Source organism: Schinkia azotoformans LMG 9581 (assembly GCF_000307855.1).
GTDB classification, from domain to species: Bacteria; Bacillota; Bacilli; order Bacillales; family Bacillaceae_J; genus Schinkia; species Schinkia azotoformans.
The window spans coordinates 24,298-48,048 of the sequence record NZ_AJLR01000041.1 but is presented as its reverse complement, the minus strand read 5'-3'; the positions used below and the strand labels follow the sequence as shown (position 1 = coordinate 48,048).

The 23,751-nt window shown below is 39.2% G+C and carries 21 protein-coding genes; 3 read left to right on the top strand and 18 right to left on the bottom strand.

What is annotated here, in order from left to right; all coding sequences use genetic code 11:
- Positions 1-18: 18 nt before the first annotated feature.
- Positions 19-696, bottom strand: coding sequence for a YmaF family protein (locus BAZO_RS21110; RefSeq protein ID WP_003330320.1), 678 nt, complete (start codon positions 694-696; stop codon positions 19-21).
- A 221-nt stretch (positions 697-917) separates the two neighbouring features.
- Here BAZO_RS21110 and BAZO_RS05410 point away from each other — a divergent pair, with 221 nt between their 5' ends.
- Positions 918-1,397 carry a hypothetical protein gene (locus BAZO_RS05410; protein ID WP_003330319.1) on the top strand — a complete coding sequence of 160 codons (480 nt, stop codon included), beginning with the start codon at positions 918-920 and terminating at the stop codon, positions 1,395-1,397.
- A gap of 75 nt (positions 1,398-1,472) precedes the next feature.
- Here BAZO_RS05410 and BAZO_RS05405 read toward each other — a convergent pair whose 3' ends face one another.
- The 6 genes from BAZO_RS05405 to BAZO_RS05380 form a co-directional block, all read right to left on the bottom strand.
- Positions 1,473-2,183, bottom strand: coding sequence for an ABC transporter ATP-binding protein (locus BAZO_RS05405; protein ID WP_003330318.1), 711 nt, complete (start codon positions 2,181-2,183; stop codon positions 1,473-1,475).
- Complete coding sequence (locus BAZO_RS05400) at positions 2,176-2,931, bottom strand: ABC transporter ATP-binding protein (protein WP_003330317.1); 756 nt, start codon at positions 2,929-2,931, stop codon at positions 2,176-2,178. The genes BAZO_RS05405 and BAZO_RS05400 overlap by 8 nt, the downstream gene beginning before the upstream one ends.
- A complete protein-coding gene (locus BAZO_RS05395; protein WP_003330316.1) occupies positions 2,928-3,920 on the bottom strand; it encodes a branched-chain amino acid ABC transporter permease in 993 nt (330 codons plus the stop codon). Before BAZO_RS05395 ends, BAZO_RS05400 begins: the two co-directional genes overlap by 4 nt.
- A gap of 1 nt (position 3,921) precedes the next feature.
- Positions 3,922-4,782, bottom strand: coding sequence for a branched-chain amino acid ABC transporter permease (locus BAZO_RS05390; RefSeq protein ID WP_003330314.1), 861 nt, complete (start codon positions 4,780-4,782; stop codon positions 3,922-3,924).
- 114 nt (positions 4,783-4,896) lie between these two features.
- The gene (locus BAZO_RS05385; RefSeq protein ID WP_003330313.1) at positions 4,897-6,147 is read right to left on the bottom strand and encodes an ABC transporter substrate-binding protein; all 1,251 of its coding nucleotides are present in this window, start codon (positions 6,145-6,147) and stop codon (positions 4,897-4,899) included.
- Positions 6,148-6,440: 293 nt separating this feature from the next.
- Positions 6,441-7,451 (bottom strand): acyltransferase family protein, encoded by a 1,011-nt coding sequence (locus tag BAZO_RS05380; protein ID WP_003330312.1) that lies wholly within the window; start codon positions 7,449-7,451, stop codon positions 6,441-6,443.
- A gap of 176 nt (positions 7,452-7,627) precedes the next feature.
- Between BAZO_RS05380 and BAZO_RS05375 the strand changes: the two genes are divergently transcribed.
- The gene (locus BAZO_RS05375; protein ID WP_003330311.1) at positions 7,628-8,338 is read left to right on the top strand and encodes a DUF421 domain-containing protein; all 711 of its coding nucleotides are present in this window, start codon (positions 7,628-7,630) and stop codon (positions 8,336-8,338) included.
- A gap of 68 nt (positions 8,339-8,406) precedes the next feature.
- On the opposite strand, the gene BAZO_RS05370 is transcribed toward BAZO_RS05375, so the two are convergent.
- From BAZO_RS05370 to BAZO_RS05350, 5 genes are all read right to left on the bottom strand, one after another.
- The gene (locus BAZO_RS05370) at positions 8,407-9,591 is read right to left on the bottom strand and encodes a polysaccharide deacetylase family protein (protein ID WP_003330310.1); all 1,185 of its coding nucleotides are present in this window, start codon (positions 9,589-9,591) and stop codon (positions 8,407-8,409) included.
- Between the two features lie 171 nt (positions 9,592-9,762).
- Positions 9,763-10,608: an MBL fold metallo-hydrolase gene (locus tag BAZO_RS05365; protein WP_003330309.1), complete on the bottom strand. Its 846-nt coding sequence runs from the start codon at positions 10,606-10,608 to the stop codon at positions 9,763-9,765.
- A gap of 148 nt (positions 10,609-10,756) precedes the next feature.
- Positions 10,757-11,992, bottom strand: coding sequence for a 2-oxoglutarate dehydrogenase complex dihydrolipoyllysine-residue succinyltransferase (gene odhB, locus BAZO_RS05360; protein WP_003330308.1), 1,236 nt, complete (start codon positions 11,990-11,992; stop codon positions 10,757-10,759).
- Entirely contained in the window at positions 11,992-14,889 is a 2,898-nt protein-coding gene (locus tag BAZO_RS05355) for a 2-oxoglutarate dehydrogenase E1 component (protein WP_411844575.1), read from the bottom strand. The genes odhB and BAZO_RS05355 overlap by 1 nt, the downstream gene beginning before the upstream one ends.
- 569 nt (positions 14,890-15,458) lie before the next feature.
- Positions 15,459-16,136: an NAD(P)H-dependent oxidoreductase gene (locus tag BAZO_RS05350; RefSeq protein ID WP_003330306.1), complete on the bottom strand. Its 678-nt coding sequence runs from the start codon at positions 16,134-16,136 to the stop codon at positions 15,459-15,461.
- 195 nt (positions 16,137-16,331) lie between these two features.
- Here BAZO_RS05350 and BAZO_RS05345 point away from each other — a divergent pair, with 195 nt between their 5' ends.
- Positions 16,332-17,336 carry a DUF3231 family protein gene (locus BAZO_RS05345; RefSeq protein WP_003330305.1) on the top strand — a complete coding sequence of 335 codons (1,005 nt, stop codon included), beginning with the start codon at positions 16,332-16,334 and terminating at the stop codon, positions 17,334-17,336.
- Positions 17,337-17,396: 60 nt separating this feature from the next.
- Here BAZO_RS05345 and BAZO_RS05340 read toward each other — a convergent pair whose 3' ends face one another.
- The 6 genes from BAZO_RS05340 to BAZO_RS05315 form a co-directional block, all read right to left on the bottom strand.
- Positions 17,397-18,260 carry a hypothetical protein gene (locus BAZO_RS05340; protein WP_003330303.1) on the bottom strand — a complete coding sequence of 288 codons (864 nt, stop codon included), beginning with the start codon at positions 18,258-18,260 and terminating at the stop codon, positions 17,397-17,399.
- Positions 18,261-18,317: 57 nt separating this feature from the next.
- Entirely contained in the window at positions 18,318-19,643 is a 1,326-nt protein-coding gene (locus BAZO_RS05335) for an aminotransferase family protein (protein WP_003330302.1), read from the bottom strand.
- Between the two features lie 68 nt (positions 19,644-19,711).
- Entirely contained in the window at positions 19,712-20,992 is a 1,281-nt protein-coding gene (locus BAZO_RS05330; RefSeq protein ID WP_003330301.1) for a peptidase, read from the bottom strand.
- Positions 20,993-21,041: 49 nt separating this feature from the next.
- Positions 21,042-21,704 carry a 3-oxoacid CoA-transferase subunit B gene (locus BAZO_RS05325; protein ID WP_003330300.1) on the bottom strand — a complete coding sequence of 221 codons (663 nt, stop codon included), beginning with the start codon at positions 21,702-21,704 and terminating at the stop codon, positions 21,042-21,044.
- On the bottom strand, positions 21,689-22,390 hold the full coding sequence (locus BAZO_RS05320; protein WP_003330299.1) for a CoA transferase subunit A: 702 nt from the start codon (positions 22,388-22,390) through the stop codon (positions 21,689-21,691). The genes BAZO_RS05325 and BAZO_RS05320 overlap by 16 nt, the downstream gene beginning before the upstream one ends.
- 12 nt (positions 22,391-22,402) lie before the next feature.
- Entirely contained in the window at positions 22,403-23,743 is a 1,341-nt protein-coding gene (locus BAZO_RS05315; RefSeq protein ID WP_039957026.1) for an aspartate aminotransferase family protein, read from the bottom strand.
- Between the last annotated feature and the right edge of the window lie 8 nt (positions 23,744-23,751).

Here is a 23,751-nt window from a genome sequence, read left to right as displayed (position 1 = left end):
TGCTCACGTTATTATCCACTAACTTTTAGAAGGTGATGTAAAACCTCTGATTATGTGAACATGGCCGTCATTTTCAGTAGTTCTAATTTCTGCGTAATGGGTATGATAGCCATTCGGCAATTGAATTGCTGGACCTGTATACTCCTCATAGGAGTGAATATGACCGTCATCAAACGACGTATGGCCGGAAATTTTGTGGACATGACCTTGTTGTGTCTCGATTGGTGTGCTTGTTACACCGGGGTGTAAGTGTGTATGACCATCCTGACAAGTTGTTGCACCATAGTGAGCATGTGTATGACCGCCGCCTTTTCCGTGCTTCGGTCCTTTATGTTGTTGCTGATGTTGTTGATGTTGTCTATAAATATTTTGTTCGACCATTTCGGATTCTTCAAACCAGTTATTGTCGCCTTCTTCATAATCAATCATTTCGAGTTCATCTAAAAGCTCTTCATTTTCACGGACAGAATTTTCAATTTCACCAAGATAATTATAAGAACCCCACCCTGCACTATATGGGTTTACATATGATGTCTGGTTCCCACTGCCATACAAATCTATCCCGGGATATTGATTTCTAACTTCAGTTGGATTAGCAATTTGACCATAGCCGTAATATGGTTGACCATTATTATTTTGATAAGCGTTTGGCTGCATGCCAAAATAAGGGTTTGGCGTCGAGTTATAATAATGCATTTTGACAACTCCTCTTTTTTTAGTTGACGTAGACACTTATAACGTATGAGCCAGTGACCTTGTACAGCAACCCGGATAATGGCCTATTTATTGGTTAATTACACATACCTCCGGATATGAATTTTGTTGCACTATTAAGGAAACCTTTTACACCCTTTCATCGTCTATATATGGAGGATGAAAATTTTGGTTTTAGGGGATTAGAATAGTGAGGTGAAATCATGGCGATTTCTTTTATTTTATTAGCGTTAGTCGGCACCATTGCTTTAATCCTATTCTTAACATTAGGAACAAAACGGGTGTTCAATGCAGATCAGGAGGAGAGGGAAGAGATGATTAAACAAATTTATCAATATGCAGTTGCTTTCATTACGTTAATTATGGTTATCGGCGGCGGCGTCTTTGCCTTTATGTCTGCTGCTGATTACGTATCTCCAAATCCATACTATCAATCATTTGAAGAGTATAAAGATATGAAAATCAATAATTATAAATATGAAAAAGAACAAGCTGAAAAAGTGGAATATACAGAAGAGGAGCTTCAGAGGCAATACGACGCAATGATTGAACAGCAAATAGAAAACGCTAAACAGCGCGCTGTTAATGGTTTAATAAAAAGCTTAGGTTGGATCATTATTCCGTTCCCAATCTATGTAGTATTCCAACGTCGGATTAATCAAACTAGAAAAAATAAAGAATAGTAAAGGCAAGGGGTAGACTCAAGAACGATTGGAGTCTACCCTTTCTTTCACTATCACATAAAATCCTTATAAAAACTATGAGACTCCCAAATATTTATGCTGGATATCCTCATTTTCTAACAATTCAACTGGTGTACCATTCCAAACAATCGTACCCTTATTCATGATTAAAATCTCATCCGCTGCCTGGCAGGCAAGTGAGATATTTTGCTCTACCATTAAAATCGAAAGTCCGGTCTCTTTCAGCTTACAGACGATCTCACCCACTTGGTCGATAATAACAGGTGCGAGTCCCTCAGATGGTTCATCCATTAACAGAAACTGTGGATTAGTCATCAGCGCCCGTCCAATTGCCAGCATTTGCTGCTGTCCGCCCGATAACTGCGTACCCATATTTTTTTCCCTTTCCTTTAATACTGGAAACAGTTCATATACCTTTTCGATATCCCAATCCGTTCCGCTATCATTGGCCTTTCTTTTTCTAGCTGCCATCGTTAAATTTTCCCTGATTGTAAGAGAAGGAAATATTCTTCTTCCTTGCGGAACTAAACCGATTCCAAGACGAGAAATTTGGTGTGAGGGCAAAGTGCTTACTTTGTGGTCCTGAAAGCGAATGTCCCCCTTTTTGGGTTTTAATAGACCTGCAATGGTGTGAATCGTTGTTGATTTCCCGGCGCCATTACGGCCTAGAAGAGCCACGCATTTACCGCTCGGCACCGAAAACGTAACCCCTTGTAAAATATGGCTCGTTCCATAATAAGTATGAACATCAGCAAGCTCAAGCATGGGCTTTTGCACCTCCACCGAAGTAAATTTCCTTAACGAGTTCATTGTTTTTTATCTCTTCCGGAGTTCCAGATAAAATAACTTCACCATGATGGAGAACAGTTAATCGATCAGCAATTGCAAATACAACCTCCATGTCGTGTTCAATGACCAAAAGCGTAGTCGAACGCGGCAGGCTTTGAATCATTTCTGAAGTCTGCGTTGTTTCTGCTGGCGACATTCCTGACGTTGGCTCATCTAAAAGGAGAATTTTCGGCTTACTTGCCATTGCAAGTAGAACCTCTAATAAACGTTGCTCCCCATAAGATAAATTATTAACTAAAATATCTTTGCGATCATTAATTCTCCACTGCTCCAGTATTTCATTTGTCTCCTTTCTTAAATCCTTGTAGGTTGAAAGCGCATGAAACACTTGAAATTTATAAGGCTTCGTTGAAGCTAGGGCCAAATGGAGATTTTCTTCAACTGTCAAATTTCCAAATAAATTATTTTTTTGAAACGTCCGTGACATCCCGAGATGGACTAGGTGGTGAGAGGGAATTTTACTAATTTCTTTTCCTTCCAGATAAACGGCCCCGCTATTTATAGGCAGATGGCTTGTAATACAGTTGAATAAAGTAGTTTTCCCCGCACCGTTTGGACCTATAATGACATGTCGTTCACCTGGCTGAACCTCTAGTGAAACATTTTGTAACACTTGAAGTGTATTAAAAGATTTACTAATATTTTCGACCTTTAGTAAACTCAACTGACTACCTCCTCTTTTTCAACTTGTTTAGCAGAGGAACTGTTACTAGTATTTTTTTTACGAGATAAAAATTTAAAGCTTAAATATTGGAACCAATGAAGGATGCCACCTTTCCCTGCAAGAACAAGGATCACTAGAAGGGCACCCATAATAAGCGGCCAGCGCTCTGTATAAGAACTGATATAATTTTGTAAAAAGATAAAAACGCCAGACCCAAGAGCAGGTCCCATTAAAGTGCCGACACCGCCGATAATGACCATGATTAAAACTTGACCTGAGAACATCCAGCCCGATAAGTCTGGTGACACATAAAGATTATAATAACTATAGAGCGAACCAGCTAATCCCGCTAGTGCACCTGAAAGCGAATAGGCTAATAGTTTATAGATTCGAATATTATAGCCGAGCGCATTCATCCTTGATTCATTTTCCATGACTCCTCTTGTAATCTTACCTGCAGGAGAATTTACATATAAATATAAAAGAATAAATGCACCTATAAAGGCAGCACCCATTACATAATAAATGGCCATAGGCGTCAAAATTTCGCCAAAACCGAAATTCATGATAGCTGAAACGGACATGCCATCAGCACCGCCTGTCCAGTCCTTCATCTGCCAAAACAGCGCAAACATTAATTGCCCAAATGCTAAGGTGATCATCAAAAAGTAAAATTTAGATGTTCGGATAAAAACTGCCCCCGTAATTAATGCGACCAAGCCACAAATGATAACTGATAGCAGTAACAAAAGATAGGTATTTTGCAAGTATTGGCCCCCTAGTGCAACTGTGTAGGCTCCAATGCCAAAGAATGCGCCGTGACCGAGTGAAACTAGCCCTGCAAACCCCATAATTAAACCTAAACTCATCGCAAAGATGCCCATTATATAAATTTCAGCTGTCAAATTGACACCGTAATCGGATAATAGTAACGGCATTATAATTACAAATAGAGCAAGCAGGACTGTGTAGATACTCAGTTTTTTCATGTTATGCCACCTCTCTTCCGAAAAGACCCTGTGGACGGATGATGAGCACAATCATCATAAGTAGGAATACAATAAGCATGGATAATGATGGGAACCAAACTTTGCCTAACGTTTCAATAAGTCCAATAATAATAGCCCCAATGAAGGACCCCTTCCACGACCCTAGGCCCCCGACAACGACAACAATTAAGGAAGTTACTAGAATTTCAGAATCCATACCGATATACATACCTACTAAAGGACCGCCTAGTACACCACTTAGTCCTGCAAGGGCGGCACCGAATGCAAAAACACCGGTAAATACCAGTCCCACATTTATTCCAAGCGCACCCACCATTGAACGGTCATCTACACCAGCACGAATGACTGCTCCAATACGAGTTTTGCTCTCTAAGTACCATAGCAGCGTGGCTAATAAGCAGCCAATAAGTACGACAAACAAACGGTACGCAGGGAAAACCATTTCCCCAACAGATATCGAGAAGTCGAGCATGGCCGGAACAGGTATCGTTTGCATTTCTGTTCCCCAAAACCATTTTACAGAATCCGCAATTACAAAACTTAAACCAAATGTTAAGAGCACTTGCTCTAACTCTTTCCCATATACACGTCTAATTAATAATCTTTCAATTATGATTCCTAAAATAGCTGTCAAGATAACCGAAAGTAGCATAGCAACCCAAAAGCTATATTGTTGACTAATAAAAGTAAATGCGATATACGTACCGAGCATAAATAATGTGCCGTGTGCTAAATTAACAACGTTCATGACTCCTAGGATAATAGTCAATCCAGCAGCAATCATGAAATACAACATACCGTATGCTAATCCTGTCAGTAGTTGAACTGAAATTATTGACAAAGACTATTCCTCACTTTCTTTCACTTTACCTGGTAGGTAAATTTTTACATTCATTTCAGAAATAATGATTGGGGGATAGGGACCTAACCCTAACCCCCAACCTATATTGAACCCTTATTGTGGAAATGGTGAAGTTTCCGGCATTGTTAATTTTTCAACTGTCTCTAGTACTTCTGGAACAATTACATTATCCTTTTTCGTATTTTTTGAAACATAGAAGTTTTGAATTGGATTGTTAGTCTTCGGATCGATTGTAATAGGTCCACGTGGACTATCAAATGAAATTCCTTTCAATACTTTTATTACATCTTCTGATTTAATACTTCCGGCTTCCGTAATTGCTTTATCAAGGATTTGGGCTGAATCATACCCTTCAACTGAAAACATATTTGGAAGCTTATTATATTTCTTCTGGTATGCTTCAACGAACTGGTTATTTTGTTCATTATCTAAATATGGTGAGTATACAACTCCTGAGATAATACCTTCAGTTGCGTCACCTGTAGGTTGAATGATCAATTCATCACCAAACTCTAATGAACCTCCTAATGGAATCTTTCCTTGTAGACCAAAATCTTTGTATTGTTGAACGAAGCGAATACCATCACTACCTGCAAAGAACGCATAAACAAGATCTGGTTTCGTATTAGCAGCATCCGTAATATATGTTGCAAAATCATTTGTACCTAATTTTGGATAACTTTCCTTCACTACCTTACCGCCAGCTTCCTCAAAAGCAGCTTTAAATGCTCTTACAACTTCTTTACCAGCTGGATAATCCGGTGCGATTGCAATCGCTGTTTTTCCAACATTATTTGCTAAATAAGCACCTGTACTATGTCCATTTTGCCAATTCGAGAAAGAAGTACGGTAAACGTAATCACTTTTCTTAGCCCAAGCAAGGTCATCACCCGCGGCATTTGCATCAATTAAAACAATTTTGTCTTTTTCAACCTCATCTCGTAATGCATACACTACAGCTGATGAAATCGGCCCTACTAAAAAATTTACCTTCTCACTATGAACCAATTGACGATATTTTCGTAAAGCAACTTGAGGATTTGCCTCATCATCCTCTAATTTTAGTTCAACCTTTTTCCCGCCTAACATGCCATCATGTTGCTCAAGGTATAATTCAAATCCATTTTTTATACCTTCAGACAACGGTGCAAATGTACCAGTTGTTGATAAGATTAAACCAATTTTAATAGTTTCAGCTTCCGTCGCAGTATCTGTACCTTGCTTTTCTGATTGGGAAGTCGTAGTTTCTTGTTTTGCTCCACCACAGCCCGTAATAAACAGAATCATCACAATTAGGGTAAGACTCCATAACTTCAACTTAGAATTAACCTTCTTTTTCTCCAATTTCTTTTCCCCCTTTAGCAGCTACGGTCACGTTTATGTATTGACCACTTATCCATTTTCCTTTTGCAACTTTTAACCCTTGATTACAAGTTTAAGCGCTTTCAATCTTTATCTATATTTTTCGATAAATACCTCCTTTTTTCGACATGTTTACATAATATTCTGAGTTTTCTCTCTACTAAATCTTAATATATCATGTTTCCTATATCAATAATCTTGTTCCGTTATACGCAACACTTTTTAAATTATTTATATTAAAATGCTAAAAAATCACCTTAATAACAAGGTGATTTTTATACTCTACTCTTCACTTTTTTACGCTGAAATATAGTTCTTACCCCATCCATCCGAAGCTCTAATACCGGCTGGGCTATAATATAAACAGGCTTGCTTACTAGAATTAGCGTCACAATAACCGCAAAGATTAATAACAAATGATACGATCCTGTTTCTTTAATAAAAGGGACCAGATTAGTCGTTCTGAAATAGCGAATGATAAATCCATGCAAAAGATAGACATAAAGTGTGCGCGTCCCCCATTTAGAAAAGAAGTACTCTTTCTTTGGAACAAATGCAAAAAAGCTAAAGATCATGATTAAGCTCATTCCGTAATAAAGGAGACGAATGATGCCACCTTCCCACCCTGCCCCAAGTTTTTCATAGGACTTGGAACCATACATCCATTCTTTTGGCATATCAACAAGGATGTAGTGGATTATAAATAACATGATGACTATTGCTACGGCGGATAGCAACTTTCCTTTATTTGAAGTCAGCTTCTCGAAATGCTCCTTTTTCATGTAAAATCCAAGTAAAAATACAGGGAAAAGGACAAAGGTTCTTGACAAACTCAAGTAGCCTCCAATTGCATCAAAATATCCTACAATTATTCCGATTAACACAGATACAAGCAAACTGTATTTGATTTTAGTAAAAACAAACAATAGCAGGTGCCAACAAAAAAGGCTTAATAAGAACCATAATGACCATTGTGGTTTAAAAATAGCAATCGTTAGCTCACTCTTATCGAGAAGAAAATAATAGTAGACCGAATAAATAATTTGAAAAAAGAAATATGGCACTAAAATTTTCTTCGTTATTTTTAAAACATAGCCTTCCTTTTGAAACCCTTTTGAGAAGTAGCCCGACACTAAAATAAAAGCCGGCATATGAAATAAATAAATGAAAATATAAATTTGTTCAATGACCCCATTGCCAATAAAAGTAGTTATAAAGTGACCAATGACAACTAGGAAAATGAGCAGAAACTTGGCATTATCATAATAGAATTCTCGTTGTTTCATTTTTAAAAAACCTCCATATAAAGCACGCTATCATTTAGTAGTATATATTTCCAGTTAGAAATAGCAATTATTTTTTATTTCGTTTTTATTCAGACAAAAAATTCCTCTTCTATTCCAATCTCTTAAGGAGATAATATTATTCGAAACCTCACTAGTTCAGTTGGAGATGTGATTATATGGATTTTTTTCAAGGTCAGGAATCGCTTACTGCCATTCAATGGGTGTTAAGGGCATTGGTTGGTTTTTTCTTTTTACTCCTTGTCGGTAAAATAATGGGGCAACGGTCTATATCGCAATTAAGATTGCTTGATTATATTATGGCTATATTAATTGGAAACATCATTGCCCACCCCTTGTCTGATGAGGGATTAGGGTTGAAGGGCTCGATGATTACAATGAGTGTCTTAGTATTTTTATATTGCTTTTGTATATTTTTGGCACTAAAATGGCATAGGTTCAGATATTGGATTGACCCTTCTCCATTTCCGGTTATTGAAAATGGCCAAATCATATATGAAAATTTAACTAAAGCAAGAATATCTGTAGATTATCTTTTGGCCGAATTGAGAAAAGAAAAAATAGAGGATATTCAAGTGGTAGAGTTGGCATTATGGGAAGCAGATGGTACATTTTCATTTGTATTAAACACAGAGCATCGAATGCTAACTCCTTTAGACATGAACATAACGACAAAGCCCTTTACATTTCCTAGAACGATAATTAAGGAAGGTAAAATAGATTACGAAGAGCTAACTCAATCCGGTAAGGATGAATCTTGGATAGTAAACAAGCTCAAAACAACGTACAATACTAACATCAAAGAGATTTTGCTTGCGACACTAGATAATACCGATAAAATGAAAATCCTTTGGTATGAAAAACGTTAATACTAAATAAAAGAGGTTTATCCAATCAATAGGAATGGATAAAACCTCTCTTTTTTGGGCAAAATTACTTAAATCCGTTCATCGTTCCAAAAATTCACCATAAAATGATGGTCTTGATCGTAAGCTTCTAATACATACCCTTCTGCTTTCAAAAATTCAATGATTTCTGGTAGTGCTTCTACCGTACTCGACGAATTATGAAAAAGAATAACAGGTGCCCTATTTTTTTGTTTCTGATTTGCCACTTGGTACTTTACTGTTGAAATGATCTTCTCAGTTGAATATTTCCAATCGTTGCTATCAACGTTCCAATCCCATACTTGGAAATTATTGCTTGCTAATAAATCTCGGTAATCTTTCGTTAAATAAGGCTTGCTTCCATATGGAACACGAATTAAACGGCTATCAATCCCTGTGACTGAAAATAATGTAGCACGCGTTACATTCATTTCATTTAAAAGCGATTCTGGACTATGATAGACTTTGTTTTTATCATGTGTCACACTATGAGAAGCAATTGTATGGTTCTCCGTTACCATACGCTGGACCTCTTCTTCAAACTTCCAAATCTTTGGCTCGACCATAAAAAACGTTGCTTTCGCTTCGTATTTTTGTAAAATATCAAGAATTTGAGCTGTGTTTGAATTAGGGCCATCATCGAAGGTAAGATAAGCAATTTTAGCGCTGTTGACCTCTTTCAATTTCTGCGCTTCGATTGCCGCTTTCCACTTTTCTTTTTCAGCTTCAATGGTTTCTTTATTATTTAGATACAGCTGTTCATTTGTTAATTGAAAAATCTCATTATGATCTAGTAATCTTGCTATTGGCCCCTCCGCATAAAAAGTAACCTCCAATTGCAAATATTCAGCGATAAACCTTAACGGTAATAACGTCCGGTCATTCACCGTTTTAATTGAAATAGGCAGCTTTTCAAGTGATTCTGTTACATACATATTTTCTTTTATTAAAATTTTCATAGATTGGCTGTCTTTAGTTACAGTAACTGAGTTTTCAATTGGATCATACAAAACCACGGCTTTAACTGTAGTTGCCAGCGACCTTAAAGGCACATAGGTAACGCCCTCAAAGTTAAAAGGCTTAGCATCTGAAAACTCAACTAATTCATCATTTACGGCAACGAAAATTAGCGATTCAGTTGTTGCCGCCTTAGTATTAGTGCTTACTAGAAGAAAAGACAAAAGGAGTAAGACCATAATTATGATATTTCTTGCTGAGTTGGAAAAACTAAACATAAGCACCCTACTTTCATCGGAAATCTTTTGCAAAATAGTAAACTATACTTCTATTTTACTAGACTTTTCATAATGAAGCTGTCACAATTTGGCGACATACCTTTAGTTTTTTGCAACTAAAAAAGCCCGCTCATCATGAATGGAGCGGACTCCTAAATTTCAAATAAATGTTTAATTAATATATTTTCCGTAGTCTGGTACAGCAAGGCTGTCAAATTCCCTTGCTAACTTTTCTAAACTTGTTGTGAGTAAGTCTCCTGATATCGGCATGCCATGCCCGGTTACAGCCACTGTCGGTATTAATGCTTCAAGTTTAATAACAGATTCTTTGGCTGACTTCCAATCAGGAGTTAAGTACCTTGGTGGACCATTTATTTCAAATTCCTGTGTTAGTACCTTATAAAGAGAATCCTGTTTTACAGTAACAAAGGCATCCCCGGCAATTAACGCCTTATCTGCCTCCCTGAAAAAAGAGACGTGCCCTTGTGTATGCCCCGGTGTATGAATCCAGCGAAACCCCTTCATATAAGGGACACTACCATCCGCTGGGAGAGGTTTAACATGGTTCCCTAAATGGATTGGCTCATTTGGGAAGAGAGGTGATATTTTGGCCACCATCCCCCCCTCAACCGTTGGGTCAGGATCCGGATAACTCATTTGCCCTGTCAAATATGGTATTTCTAATTCATGTGCATAAACAGGCACCTGCCACTGCTCGACCAACTCGATAATTGCTCCAACATGATCAAAATGTCCATGCGTTAAAATAATAGCCCTTGGGCGCTTATTTCCCCCGAATTTTTCTTCCATTACAGAAATAATCTCACTTGCCGATTCTGGCATCCCGGCATCAACTAACACAAAATCATCTGTACCAGGATTACCAACAAACACGATATTAACAATCTGGACAGTATAGCAATATATATCCGGCAAAACCTGTATTCCAATGCCGCTCCCTATCGAGGTAGTCGGTATAAACTTATAATCACTGCCATAATGCATTTGTTTGTCCATATTAACCCCCTGTGTCCATAAATTTCTGTTCAAAATTATTATCCCACTAATCGGGTTTACTATTTGTACTAAGTCTGGACTGACCAGGGGGTCGGGTTCTGTTGCCCTTTGGGCCACAGGGCCGGGAACTCTGCCCCATTGCGGTCCATTAGCCCTCTAACAATAAATCTTCTGGGCTTTCCAATAGTTCTTTTATCTTGACTAGGAATTGGACGGCATCCTTGCCATCAATGATTCGATGGTCATAGGATAACGCAATATACATCATCGGCCTTACTTCAATTGTATCTTCATCATCTATGACAACTGGTCGCCTTTGAATTTTATGCATCCCAAGTATGCCTACTTGAGGCGCATTTAGAATTGGAGTTGAATAAAGCGAACCAAATATTCCGCCATTTGTAATGGTAAAAGTTCCTCCTTGCAAATCTTTTAATCCAAGTGATTTATTTCTAGCCTTTTCAGATAAAACTCCAATTTCCTTTTCAATGCCAGCAAAACTCAATCGGTCTGCATCACGGACTACCGGAACAACTAGTCCGTCATCAGTAGAAACGGCAACTCCAATATCGTAAAATTTCTTGATTAGGATTTCATCACCTTGTATTTCCGCATTTAAAAACGGAAATTCTTTTAAAGCACCTATAACGGCTTTTGTAAAAAAGGACATAAACCCTAGCTTAACACCATGTTTTTTGTTAAAGGATTCTTTACGACGGTTTCTAACATCCATAATGGCCGTCATATCGACCTCATTGAATGTTGTTAGCATCGCTGCATTGTGTTGCGCTTCCAGCAGTCTATTAGCAATAGTTTGGCGCCGTCTTGACATTTTCACTCTTTCAATTTGTTGATCTTTTTCATCCACTTTTAACTGATTAGATTGATTTTTAGTTACAGTATTGGCTGGTTGATGATTTGGCTCATTATTTGTAAGGTCTCGATGCGATTTCTTATAATCCTCAACATCCTCAACTCTTATTCTGCCCAACGGATCCTTGTATGGAATTTCATCTAATGAAACACCCAACTCTCTTGCCCTTTTTCTAGCTGCAGGTGATGCAACTAAGTTATTATTTGGCTTTTCTTTTTCTAGGATGAGGGATTCAGGTTTAAGCTCGGGTTCAGGTACGTTGCCAAAATGATTTTCATTCTCATCTAAAATCGCAATAACTTGACCAACTTGCACAGTGTCCCCCGGCATAAATAAAAATTGCTTTATAATTCCGCTAAAATCACTATTGATCTCCACGTTAATTTTATCTGTTTCAAGTTCAGCAATTGGTTCCCCATTTTGAACGTAGTCGCCTTCTTGTTTTAACCATTCAACAATCGTTCCTTCATTAATGGACTCAGCAAGTTCTGGTACTTTAATTTCCATCATTATCTTTCCCCACCTTTCTCAAACTGTAACGCATCATGAATAATCATTGATTGCTCCTGTTTATGAATTACAGGATCACCTGTTGCCGGACTTGAACGTTTTGGACGACCTATATAGCCGATTTTTAAATCCTTCTGAACAACTTCAGAGAAATTAGATTGAATAAAAGTCCATGGCCCCATATTTCGCGGCTCCTCTTGGACCCAAATAACTTCTTCAAGATACGAAAAACGCCCAATCAACTCATTCATTTCTTTTTTCGGGAACGGATAAAGCTGTTCGATTCGTGCAATATGCAATAATTCTTTCTCCTCGCTCGGTAATTGCTCTAATTCTACCGCAAGATCGACGGCCACTTTGCCACTGCAAAGAATGAGTCTTTTCACTTTTTCTGGCTTAGTTCCTGTTCCCTCCTGTTCAAGGATTGGTTGAAAATGACCATTACTCAATTCAGAGCTTGGTGAACCTGTAAGCGGATGACGAAGTAAGCTTTTTGGTGTCATTAAAACTAGCGGTCTAGCACCCTCTGTACCTGTCAGTAATGCCTGCCTTCTTAAAATATGAAAATATTGAGCAGCACTTGTTACATTAGCAACAATCCAGTTGTTCTCCGCTGACATTTGCAGGAAACGCTCCAGCCGTGCACTTGAATGCTCCGGACCCTGGCCTTCGAACCCGTGTGGCAAGAGCATTACAAGACTTGATTTTTGTCCCCATTTAGCAGGCCCTGATGAAATAAATTGATCAACAATAACCTGGGCAGCATTAGCAAAATCACCAAATTGAGCTTCCCATAATACTAGGGCTTCCTTTGCTTTAACACTATAACCATATTCATATCCAAGTACCGCAGCTTCAGACAGCGGGCTATTATATATAGAAAAGGACGATTTCGCTTCGGGAATGTGGTGCAATGGAACAAAGGCTTCATTTGTTTTATAATCATGAAGGACAAGGTGACGATGAGCAAAGGTACCACGCTCGCTGTCCTGACCTGTTAATCGAATCGGGATACCATCAGCTAAAATAGTTGCAAACGCCAATGTTTCGGCCAAAGCCCAATCAATTTTATTACCTTCAGCAAATACAGTTTCTCGCCTTTTTAATATCCGCTCCAACTTTGGATAGACTGAAAATTTTTCCGGCCACTTTGATAGACTTTTATTTATTGTTTTTAAAAAGTTGTTTGGAACAGACGTATTAATATTTGGAATTCCTTCAATAATAATTTTGGATACCAATGGTGTTTGACTTTTGCTGTTTTCCTCTTCCATATATTTTTCATAGATAGTTTTTAGGTTTTTTTCTGCGTTATCTTGTTTCTGTTTAGCTTCTTCTTCAGATAGTACTTTTTTCGCAATCAGCTCATGCCCGTATTTTTCAAAAACCCTTTCGTGCTTGTTAATCATTTCGTATAGCTGTGGTTGTGTTGCTGCTGGATCATCCATTTCATTGTGACCATATCGTCGATAGCCCATTAGGTCGATTAGGATATCCTTATTAAACTTTTTACGATATTCATATGCAAAAATAATGACGTCAAGGCAACGTTCCGGGTCATCGGCATTTACATGTATAATTGGGATCTCATACCCTTTAGCAAGATCGCTTGAATACTTTGTGGAACGTGAATCTTCAAAATTCGTTGTGAAACCGATCATGTTGTTGGCAATAATGTGAATAGTGCCTCCCGTATCGTATCCCTTTAATTTACTAAGATTTAATGATTCAGCTACGACACCCTCGCCTGGAAAAGCGGCATCCCCATGAATTAAAACACTAAGTGATGCTTGTTTATTTTGCTTAGGGAATCCATTTAGCTCTCTATTCTCCTGTGATGCTCGGGTTTTTCCCTGCACAACCGGGTTCACAAACTCTAAATGACTTGGATTGTTAGCCAGATTAATATGAATGGTATGGTTAGGCGCATCCTTGACATCCCGGTCTGCACCAAGATGATATTTTACATCACCTGTCCAGCCGTAATTAATTCCCCGCGATCCTTCTGATGGTATAAGGTCTTTATTTGGTGAATGATGAAATTCAGAAAAAATTAGTTCATAAGGCTTGCCAAGGACATGGGCCAACACATTTAATCGACCGCGATGGGCCATTCCAATCATTATATTGTCTGTTTGAGCCTTACCGCTTTCCTCGATTAATTTATCAAGCATTGGTACCAATACATCCAATCCTTCGATGGAGAATCTTTTTTGACCGACAAACGTTTTATGCAAAAATTTCTCAAAGCTATCGACTTGAATTAATCGTTCCAACAATTTAATTCGTTGATTCGTTGTTTGCTTAGAATCGATTTGCTTATGTTCTATATACTGTTCGAGCCATTTTCGCTCTTCTCGATCATGAATATGTTCAAATTCATAGGCAATTGTTTGAGTATAAACACCCTTTAAATATTGGTATGCTTCCCAGCCGTTTTGTATATGGGACGGTGCATCCTCCCAAAGCCATGTAACCGGCATTTCCATTAATTTTTCTTTTGTTAGATTATATGTTTCTATATTTAAGAAGCTTAAATCCTCTGGGGATCCAGGATTAGCCTGTTGTTTCAGTTTTATCGGTTTAATTTCTGCCGCTACATGTCCAAAAGTGCGGATATCTTTTAACAGCTTCCAACCTGCGACAACTTTGCTAATACTAGGTTGGTTTGTGGTTTGCGCCGAAGGGCTGGATTCTGCTTTTGTTTTTGTGGCTGGGTTTGGTTTTGGTGTGTCATTCGGTGGTGCCCCTAATTCGTCAAACAAAGCTTTAATTGTTGGGTCAACCCCGTCCGGATTCTCTATATACTTTTCATACTGGTCATAAACATAGCCAAGATTCGGACCATAAAACTGTTCCCATACAAGCTTTTGACTAGTATTTTTCATGACTGACATCTCCTAAGTAAGCAATTTTTGTTGCTTTTGGATTTGGTTTAGTTTATTAAAGTTTTCTTTATCTAAAGTATAATAAACACCAAAGAAGACATCTTTGACACAAATCAAATTTTGGGGAATTGTATTTTTATGCAATATAACCATCTACCTTTTTGAGATTAAGAATCTCGATGGTGACTATTATATCGAAAATAATAAATGGTATTCAAAAATAACCGGTAATTCGCAGGATTCTTACTACAAACTTTAGGGCATAAGGGATTGGTCGATCAACCTTTTATATTTAATAAAGGGCTGCTTACATAAAGCGGATAATAGCAGCGCGTATCTGAACTTGGTCTGGAATGGCTTTTTGGTTAGTATTTAGGTTTATGACACCTTTAGTGACCGGGAGACGATTTCAGACCGATGTTCGGGCTCTATATATTCTTTAAGTAACCGAGGACAGCTTCTAGACTGAGGTAAGGGCTCCATAGACTCTTTTTTGCAAACGGTTCTCTACTTAAGGCAAATGTTTTGGCACGGGTGTCCAACACGTCGTTATCCGGACACCCACCCGCTCCCAACCACTACTCAATCCACTTTACTACATCGTCAAACGGTCGGCGCGTTTTCAGGCTTGGTTCATTAATGCGATATCCGAAAGCTGCCATTACTGATAAACCAAAGTGGCCATTTTCAGTCAAACCCGCCTCATTCAATAATTGATTCATCTTCTCGATATCGAAACCTTCAATTGGGCATGAATCGATTCCAATTTGTGCTGCGGCTGTCATCATATTCCCAAGGGCGATGTATGTTTGCTTACAAGCCCAATCGAATAAGGGGCGGTCTCCATCAAGCAACTTAAAGTCTGATTTTTGGAATTCTTCGATTCTTCCGAGGTATCTGCTCATATGTTCTTCCGGCATTTGTTTTACATTAATAAAATGATTTCTCAAGTAGTCTGAATCATATGTAAGATCCACTCTTGTTCTGGCTAAAAATAATACAAAATGGCTGGCTTCAGGAAGTTTTCCAAACGCACCCCATGATACATTTTTAATTTTTTCCCGAAGTTCTGGGTTTTGTACGACAACAAAGCGCCAAGGTTCTGTTCCGAAGGAGCTTGGGGATAAACGACCTGTTTCTAAAATAAATCTAAAATCATCTTCCGGAATTATTTTGTTTGGATCAAATTGTTTAGTTGCATGTCTAAAGTTATAAGCTTTTATAATTTGTTCTTTCAATGACTCTTTTTCACTCACTTTTTCCACCCACTTATTAAAATTTCATTCATTCAATACCTTAGCCAACCTTATTATACCTGCTATTCCATTTTTAATTAAATATTTGATTAAATCATGCAACTCAATAGAGCCCTTCCTTTATGAGTGCATATTTACCAAAAATAGGGGGATTTTAAGTATAACAAAGTCGACTTGGTATTGGAGGTAGCACTCGTGGAAGATAAAATGAATATCCCTTTAACAGCAGCAGAACTATCCGCTCTATGGACACAATATATGAATGATACATTGGCTACATGTGTTAATCGTTATTTTTTAGAAAATGTTGAAGATGAGGAAGTTCGGCCTATCATTGAGTGGACAATAGATACTGCTAAAGAAAATGTTTCTTTATTGCTTGATATTTTCAGAAAGGAAAACTTCCCTATACCTATAGGATTTTCGGACCAGGATGTTAATATAACAGCCCAAAATCTTTTTTCAGATACATATAAGTTAATGTATTTACGGCATCTGTCGATTATTGCATTGGGTGCGGGTGGTTCTGCCTTAGGGCTTGCAACACGTGAGGATACTGTCTCATTTTTTAAAAGGGTATTGGAAAAGGCTGTCCACTTGCAGGATTTAACACGGAATTTAATGTTAAAGCAAGGTACATACGTAAAGCCCCCCGTCCTATCACTTCCGGATAAAGTGGAATTTGTAGAAACAAAACAATATCTTGCAGGATTTTTCGGTAAAAAGAGATCTCTGACATCGGTTGAGGTTACTCATTTGTTTTATAATGTTCAAACGAATGCAATCGGAAAAGCACTAATTACCGGGTTCGCTCAAACAGCTGAAAGTAAAGAAATAAAGGACTTTTTCAAAAGAGGAAAAGAAATTGCTCAAAAACACATTGATATCTTCGGTACTTTTTTACACGATGAAGATTTACCTGTACCAATGTCTTGGGATGCTACAATTTCTGATTCAACAGAGAAAATTTTTTCGGATAAGTTATTAATGTTCCACATTATGGCAATGATTGCTTCGGGTGTTGGATTTTATGGGGCAGCCATGGCAGCAAGTCCAAGAAGGGATTTGGGGTTAAAATACGCAACGTTAATTCCTGAGATTTCATTATATTTAGAGGAAGGCGCAAGCTTAATGATAAAGCACGGCTGGATGGAAGAGCCTCCACAAGCTAATGATCGCGACCAACTTATAGAAAAATAAATGCAAAAACGACTGGAATTAACAGTCGTTTTATTTATGAAAATCAACGGCATTTTACTTTTACTTTATTTCCTTCAGTATCGTTTGCCCTTCAATATACCATCTATCGACGAGACTATCTCTTCTGACCACAAAATGAATGACCTTTTTTGATTTGCCTTTATTTTTATCAAGAAATTCAACCTTGACAGGGACTTCCATTACCAATTGGTAGTTCAGGTCCTCCATCGGCAATAATGACACCCCCATTATACTAAAGTACGAGATATCCTTTGTCATTTTAGTGGTCAACTTTTGTTTGTATTTATTATCAACGATCGTCTCCGCTAGAATATTTTTATCGTGATTATTTACAGCTAACGCAAATATTTCAATCATCTTGTATGGATCGATTTGATTAAAATAATCATCTAACTTGCCAGCGGCTTTTAAAATCATAAGCTGGTGAGCCGGATCCATTTTGTCTCTTTTATGGGTAGTGCTTTCCCAAAAGTGAACACAGAAATGTCCTGGAAAGCCATTTTTCAGAGCTCCAGCTCCATGCGGCATTCCATGCATGGAGGCAGCGAGCAATTGATCTTCAACAAGAACAAGGATCGCCCTGCGGTTCCAGCTCCATTTTCCGTTGTAAATTTTTTTCATGATTTTTGTATCCTTGTAGGTTAACGGCTGTACATCGGCATGCTGGCTTCCAGCCCGTCGTTGGACTTTAAAAGAAAGGCCTGTCTCGACATCAATAATTGTGAAGATTGTATATTTGGGCATGATATTGTTTACTTGATCCCAAGGCAATACTTCAACCATAAAACTAAGTGGATCATCTTGATCCTCGTATAGATCCTTATTTCCTTCTATGGCAAAGGATTTCGATGGTAGAAAAATGAATATAAAACAAAGAAAAAAATGAATGGCCTTAAACTTCATCACTTACTCCCCCCTAACTTCTATTTTTTCTTAGGAGGGGCGGGTTAATGATGGTAATTAATTGTAATAGTTTAATTCAACTGTTTTAATGGCTTCTTTTAAAATATGAATAATTTTTTCAGTTTCCTCTTTTGAGATAATAAGTGGCGGCGCAAGAACAATCGTATCTTGAGCATTTAATGTTACCGCTCGGCAAATTAACCCGAGTTTGGCTGCTTCTTTAAAAATGAACGGAGAAACAGGCGGTTGAAATGGCTGTTGATTTTGATCAACAAAATCTAAAGCGGCCATAAGCCCAAGCCCTCTAACAGCGCTTACTATCTTTCTCTCGCTTTTAATCCATTCCAAGCTTTTAAGCAATTGTTCTCCTCTTGCTCTTGCATTTTCAACAAGGTTTTCCTTCTCAATCAATTCAATATTTTTCAACCCTACAGCACAGGCCATTGCGTGCCCGCTATACGTATAACCATGCAATAATGTGCCACTAGAAAGCTCCTTCAAATCATTATGGATTTGCTCCGAAATCATAACCCCACCAAGCTGGACATATCCGCTTGTTATTCCCTTTGCAAAGCACATCATATCCGGGATAACACCATAATGCTCCATGCCAAACCACTTTCCGGTACGCCCAAACCCGGTAATCACTTCATCGGTAATGAGCAAAATCCCATATTGTGTACAAATATCTTTTACTTCCTTGAAATAATCTTTTGGTGCAACATGAACCCCACCAGCTCCTTGCACCGGCTCGGCAATAATAGCCGCAATTGTCTCGGGTCCCTCTGCTTCAATTAACCGGCGTAAAGCCCCTGTATCGAAATGGTCAACGAAGTGGAAATCTGGCGCCAATGATTTTGTAAACTCACGAAAGCCTTGCAATCCTGTAGCGCTTGTAGCCCCCATTGATACGCCATGATAGGATTTTGTTCTTGAGATGATTTTTTTTCGCTCCGGTTGGCCTTTTAGAAGCCAATAATGGCGGGCAAGCTTATAAGCGGTATCATTGGCTTCTGAACCGCCGGATGTAAAGAAAACAGCAGTCAAAGGCGCGGGTGCCAGATCAGTGATTTTTTTTGCCAAAAGAATCGCTGGTTCATTACTAAACGTGCTAAAACATGAGGTAAAAGCGAGTTTAGCCATCTGCTCCTTGGCGGCATCGGCTAGTTCCTCGCGGCCGTGGCCAACATTGACATTCCAAAGGGAAGACATTCCATCAATAAGTGTTGTTCCCTTCATATCTTCAAGATAAATGCCTTTTCCTGTTTGAAAAATAAAAGCTGGACCTGCCTCCTGCTGTTCTTTAATTGAAGTTGTTGGGTGAAGAAAGTGCTTTTTATCAAGCTCCTCCAATCGTTGAATATCCACTTGTTTTTTGGTCATAGGAATCACCCCTTTTGTTAAATCGGGCCAATTCGAGCCGCAGTTCCCGACCCCGTGGCCCACCAAGCTTAATGGAGACCACACCAATCTATTGCTGTTAGCGCAATGATTTCGGCGGCTTCAAATACTTTTTCGAGTTCAATGTATTCGTTAGGGTGGTGTGCTTTTTCTGTCACGCCAGGTCCAAATACAATGGTTGGAGTTTCTCCGACTTTTGTCAGCAAACCACCATCGGTCCCCCATGGTGAAGCTTCCACTATCGGGGTCTCGCCTTGAATTTGCTGATAGTTCGTAATCAGTTTATTCATTAATTCATGTTCAAGATTTATTGCACCAGGTACCCATCTGGCACCAAACCATTCAATAACAACCGGATGCTCGGCAAACCAGGGGTCTACTTCTTGCAGTTTTGCAATCCAGCTTTCCATCTCTAATTTAGCTTCTTCCATTGTTTCTTCAGGAGAAACACCCATCCGTCCCTCCAGTTTTACATGGTCCGGCACGGAGGAGGGCCAATTTCCCCCTTCAATTTTGCCCAGGTTTATCGGGATTGGAATCGGTACTTTGCTGTAAAGCGGATCGGTAATCCTTTCGTTTCTCTTTTTTTCAAGCTTGTTTATATATTCAACTACCAATAGCGCTTTTTCTATCGCACTTACACCTTCATAACGGGTGCCACCATGGGCTGCTCGCCCTTTTACATGAATCCGAAACCACATTGACCCTTGTTGCTTCGGAAAAATTCTCATATTGGTCGGCTCTGGTATGATCGCCGCATCGGCCTTATAGCCTCGTAAAATAGTCGCCAACGTACCTGACCCACCGCTCTCCTCTTCAATTACACTTTGGAAAATAATGTCCCCTTTTAGTTGTATGTCTAGCTGTTGAAGGGCCGATAATGCCAATAGGAGTGACACATTCCCACCCTTCATATCTGTAGCACCACGCCCATATAATTTTCCTTCAACCACTTTCCCACTAAACGGGTGATGTTCCCATTGCTCGAAGTCTCCGGCAGGAACGACATCGATATGGCCATTTAAAATAAGGGAGCGTCCGCCGCCTGTTCCTTTTTTTACACCGACGACATTGGGACTTTCTTTAAATTCCGTTCGTGGCGATACAAAATAAGGATGTTGTACTAGTTCATCACCGTCTTGCTCCCAAATATCAACCCGCAAGCCGATTTCATGAAGAGCTTCTATGACGATTCCCTGTGCACCTTTTTCATTTGCTTGTGTGCTGTCAGCCTGCACTAATTTTTGTAAAAGCCGGGTGCCAGAATCTTTATTTTTCAAAAGCCAGTCATGAATTTGAGACTGTAACAATTTCTGCCGGTTATCTTCCAAGGCTCAAACCTCCTTTGGAACATGGGGACGGTTCTCATGTTCCATCTTGTTAATCAATAATCTGCAAGCTCTCCGAAACAATCATAGTGGCTGCCGTTTTTTCTTTAATTTCTTCCACTGTGTAAGGTCCCATCACCTCTTTTAAAAGAAAACCTTGATCTGTCACTTCGATCACAGCCATATCCGTAATAATTAAACTCACGCAGGCCTTTGCCGTTAACGGCAGTGCACAGCTTTCCAGCAATTTAGGCTCACCATATTTATTGCAATGATTCATGAGGACAATGACTTTTTTTGCTTTTTTGGCCAGTTCCATTGCCCCACCGATCCCGGGCACCCTTTTTCCCGGTACAATCCAATTAGCAAGATCACCCTTCTCACTAACCTCTAATCCGCCAAGAACGGTTAAATCAACATTACCGGAGCGGATCATTCCAAAGGCAGTGGCACTGTCAAAGAATGATGCCCCCGGAACTGTCGTCACCGGAAATCCGCCGGCATTACAAAGGGTCGGGTCCTCTGCCCCTTTTTCAGGAGATTTCCCTACACCCAAAACCCCATTTTCCGCATGAAACATGACCTGTATGTCTTTTGGGAGATGGTTAGGAATAAGAGATGGAATGCCGATCCCCAAATTTACAATCATTCCATCCTTTATTTCCTTTGCTGCCCGCTTTGCAATTCGATTCCGTACATCTACTCCCATGCCCATTTCCAATCGACCCCTTTGCTTTTAACAACCCGATCGACATAAATTCCCGGTGTTATGATTTCTTCCGGATTTAATTCACCGACTTCAACAATTTCTTCTACTTCAGCTATCGTCCATTTACCGGCCATTGCAACTAATGGATTTGTATTTCTGGCGCTTGTTTCATAGATTAGATTGCCAAATGTATCTGCCTTTTTTGCATAGACAATTGACACATCTGCTGTTAGGGCTGTTTCCACCAAATAATCTTTTCCGGCGACAGTTATTTTTTGTTTTCCTTCTTCAACCATACTGTCTAGACCGACATCTGTTAAAATCCCGCCAAGGCCCACTCCCCCTGCCCGAATTCGTTCAACTAATGTTCCTTGGGGTGAAAATTCAACCTTCATTTTTCCTTCCATCATTAATTTTCCGGCAATTGGATTCGAGCCGATATGTGACACAATGATTTTCTTAGCCATGCCACGGCTTACAATTCGGCCGATTCCGATATCAGGAAAGCCCGTATCATTTCCTATTAATGTTAATTCCTTAACCTCTTTTCGGATGATTTCATTAATTAATGTTGGTGGATTTCCGACGCCTCCAAACCCGCCAAACATTAAGGTGCATCCATCCTCGATAAAGGCCATTGCTTCCTCAATAGGAACCACTTTATTTATTAATCTTTGTGGAGGTGCTTGCATGTTGTTTACCTCCTATCCCACTAATTCATTTTGAACCGCTTCAATGGTTTCTTTTAAAACCGCAACAAGGTCGTCAATCTCCTGTTTGGTGATGATAAATGGGGGTGAAATAATAACAGCATCACCCTGTGCTCCTTCTTTTCCGGCAGATGCCGGGTAAACAAGTAGGCCTTTATCGCGCGCTTGATCGACTATCTTTTTAGTAATTTGCACACCACTTGAGAATGGTTGTTTTGTTTTTACATCTGAAACAAATTCGATTCCAATCATGAGCCCTTTACCGCGGACATCACCGATTATTTGGGAGTTTGCTGCTAATGCTTGTAGTTTTTGAAGCAAATACTCCCCGTTTTCCTGCACATTTTCAACTAACTTACTTTTTTCAATAAAATTAATAACAGCGAGAGCCGTGGCAGTTGATTGTGGATTTGCACTTAGGGTATGGCCGCTCATAATAGAGTTCGAACCGTTTAATATCGGTTCCATAACTTTTTCGCTGGCAAGTGCCGCTGCAATCGGGGTATAGCCGGCACTCACCCCTTTTCCAAGTGCCATGATATCGGCCCTTACTCCCCAGTGGTCCAGGCCAAACATTTTTCCCGTCCTGCCAAGCCCGGTCATCACTTCATCCGCGATAAACAAAATATGATGACGGTCACAAATTTCTCTAATCTTTTGATAGTAGCCATCCGGAGGTGTAATCGCACCGCCCGCTGCACCAACAATTGGTTCCGCAATAAAGGCAGCAATTTGATCTGCACCTGCCCGCTCAATCGCTGTTTCTAAATCGTTGGCACAAGACAGCTGACAATCCGGATACTTTTGATTGAATGGACAACGGTAGCAATAGACAGGTGATACAACCGGGTAGTCTTCTAAAATGTGAACAAAGCGCTCACGACGTTTTACATGACCTGATAATGATAAGGCACCAATGGTGATTCCATGGTAACTGATCCAGCGTGAAAGTATTTTATTTTTCCGATAGTTGCCTTTCTCCTGCCAGTGCTGGATCGCAATCTTCATGGCTGTCTCAACTGCTTCAGACCCACTGTTAACAAAAAAGGACCAATAGTCTTCTTTTGCATTTAAAAGTGAATTCAACTTATTTGCGAGCTCTTCAGCCGGCTCAGATGTAAATTGTGAGCGATAGACAAAGGAAACTTTATTGGCTTGTTCATACATGGCTGCTATTATTTCGGGGTTGGTGTGACCGATGCTTGCGGTGACTGCACCGGAGCAACCATCGATATATTTTTTTCCGGTATTATCAAATAGGTAAATCCCATCTCCATGGGTAACAGTTGGATAGTATTCATTCATCATTGGTTTAATCAATAAGGAACGCTTCAAGCGAATCC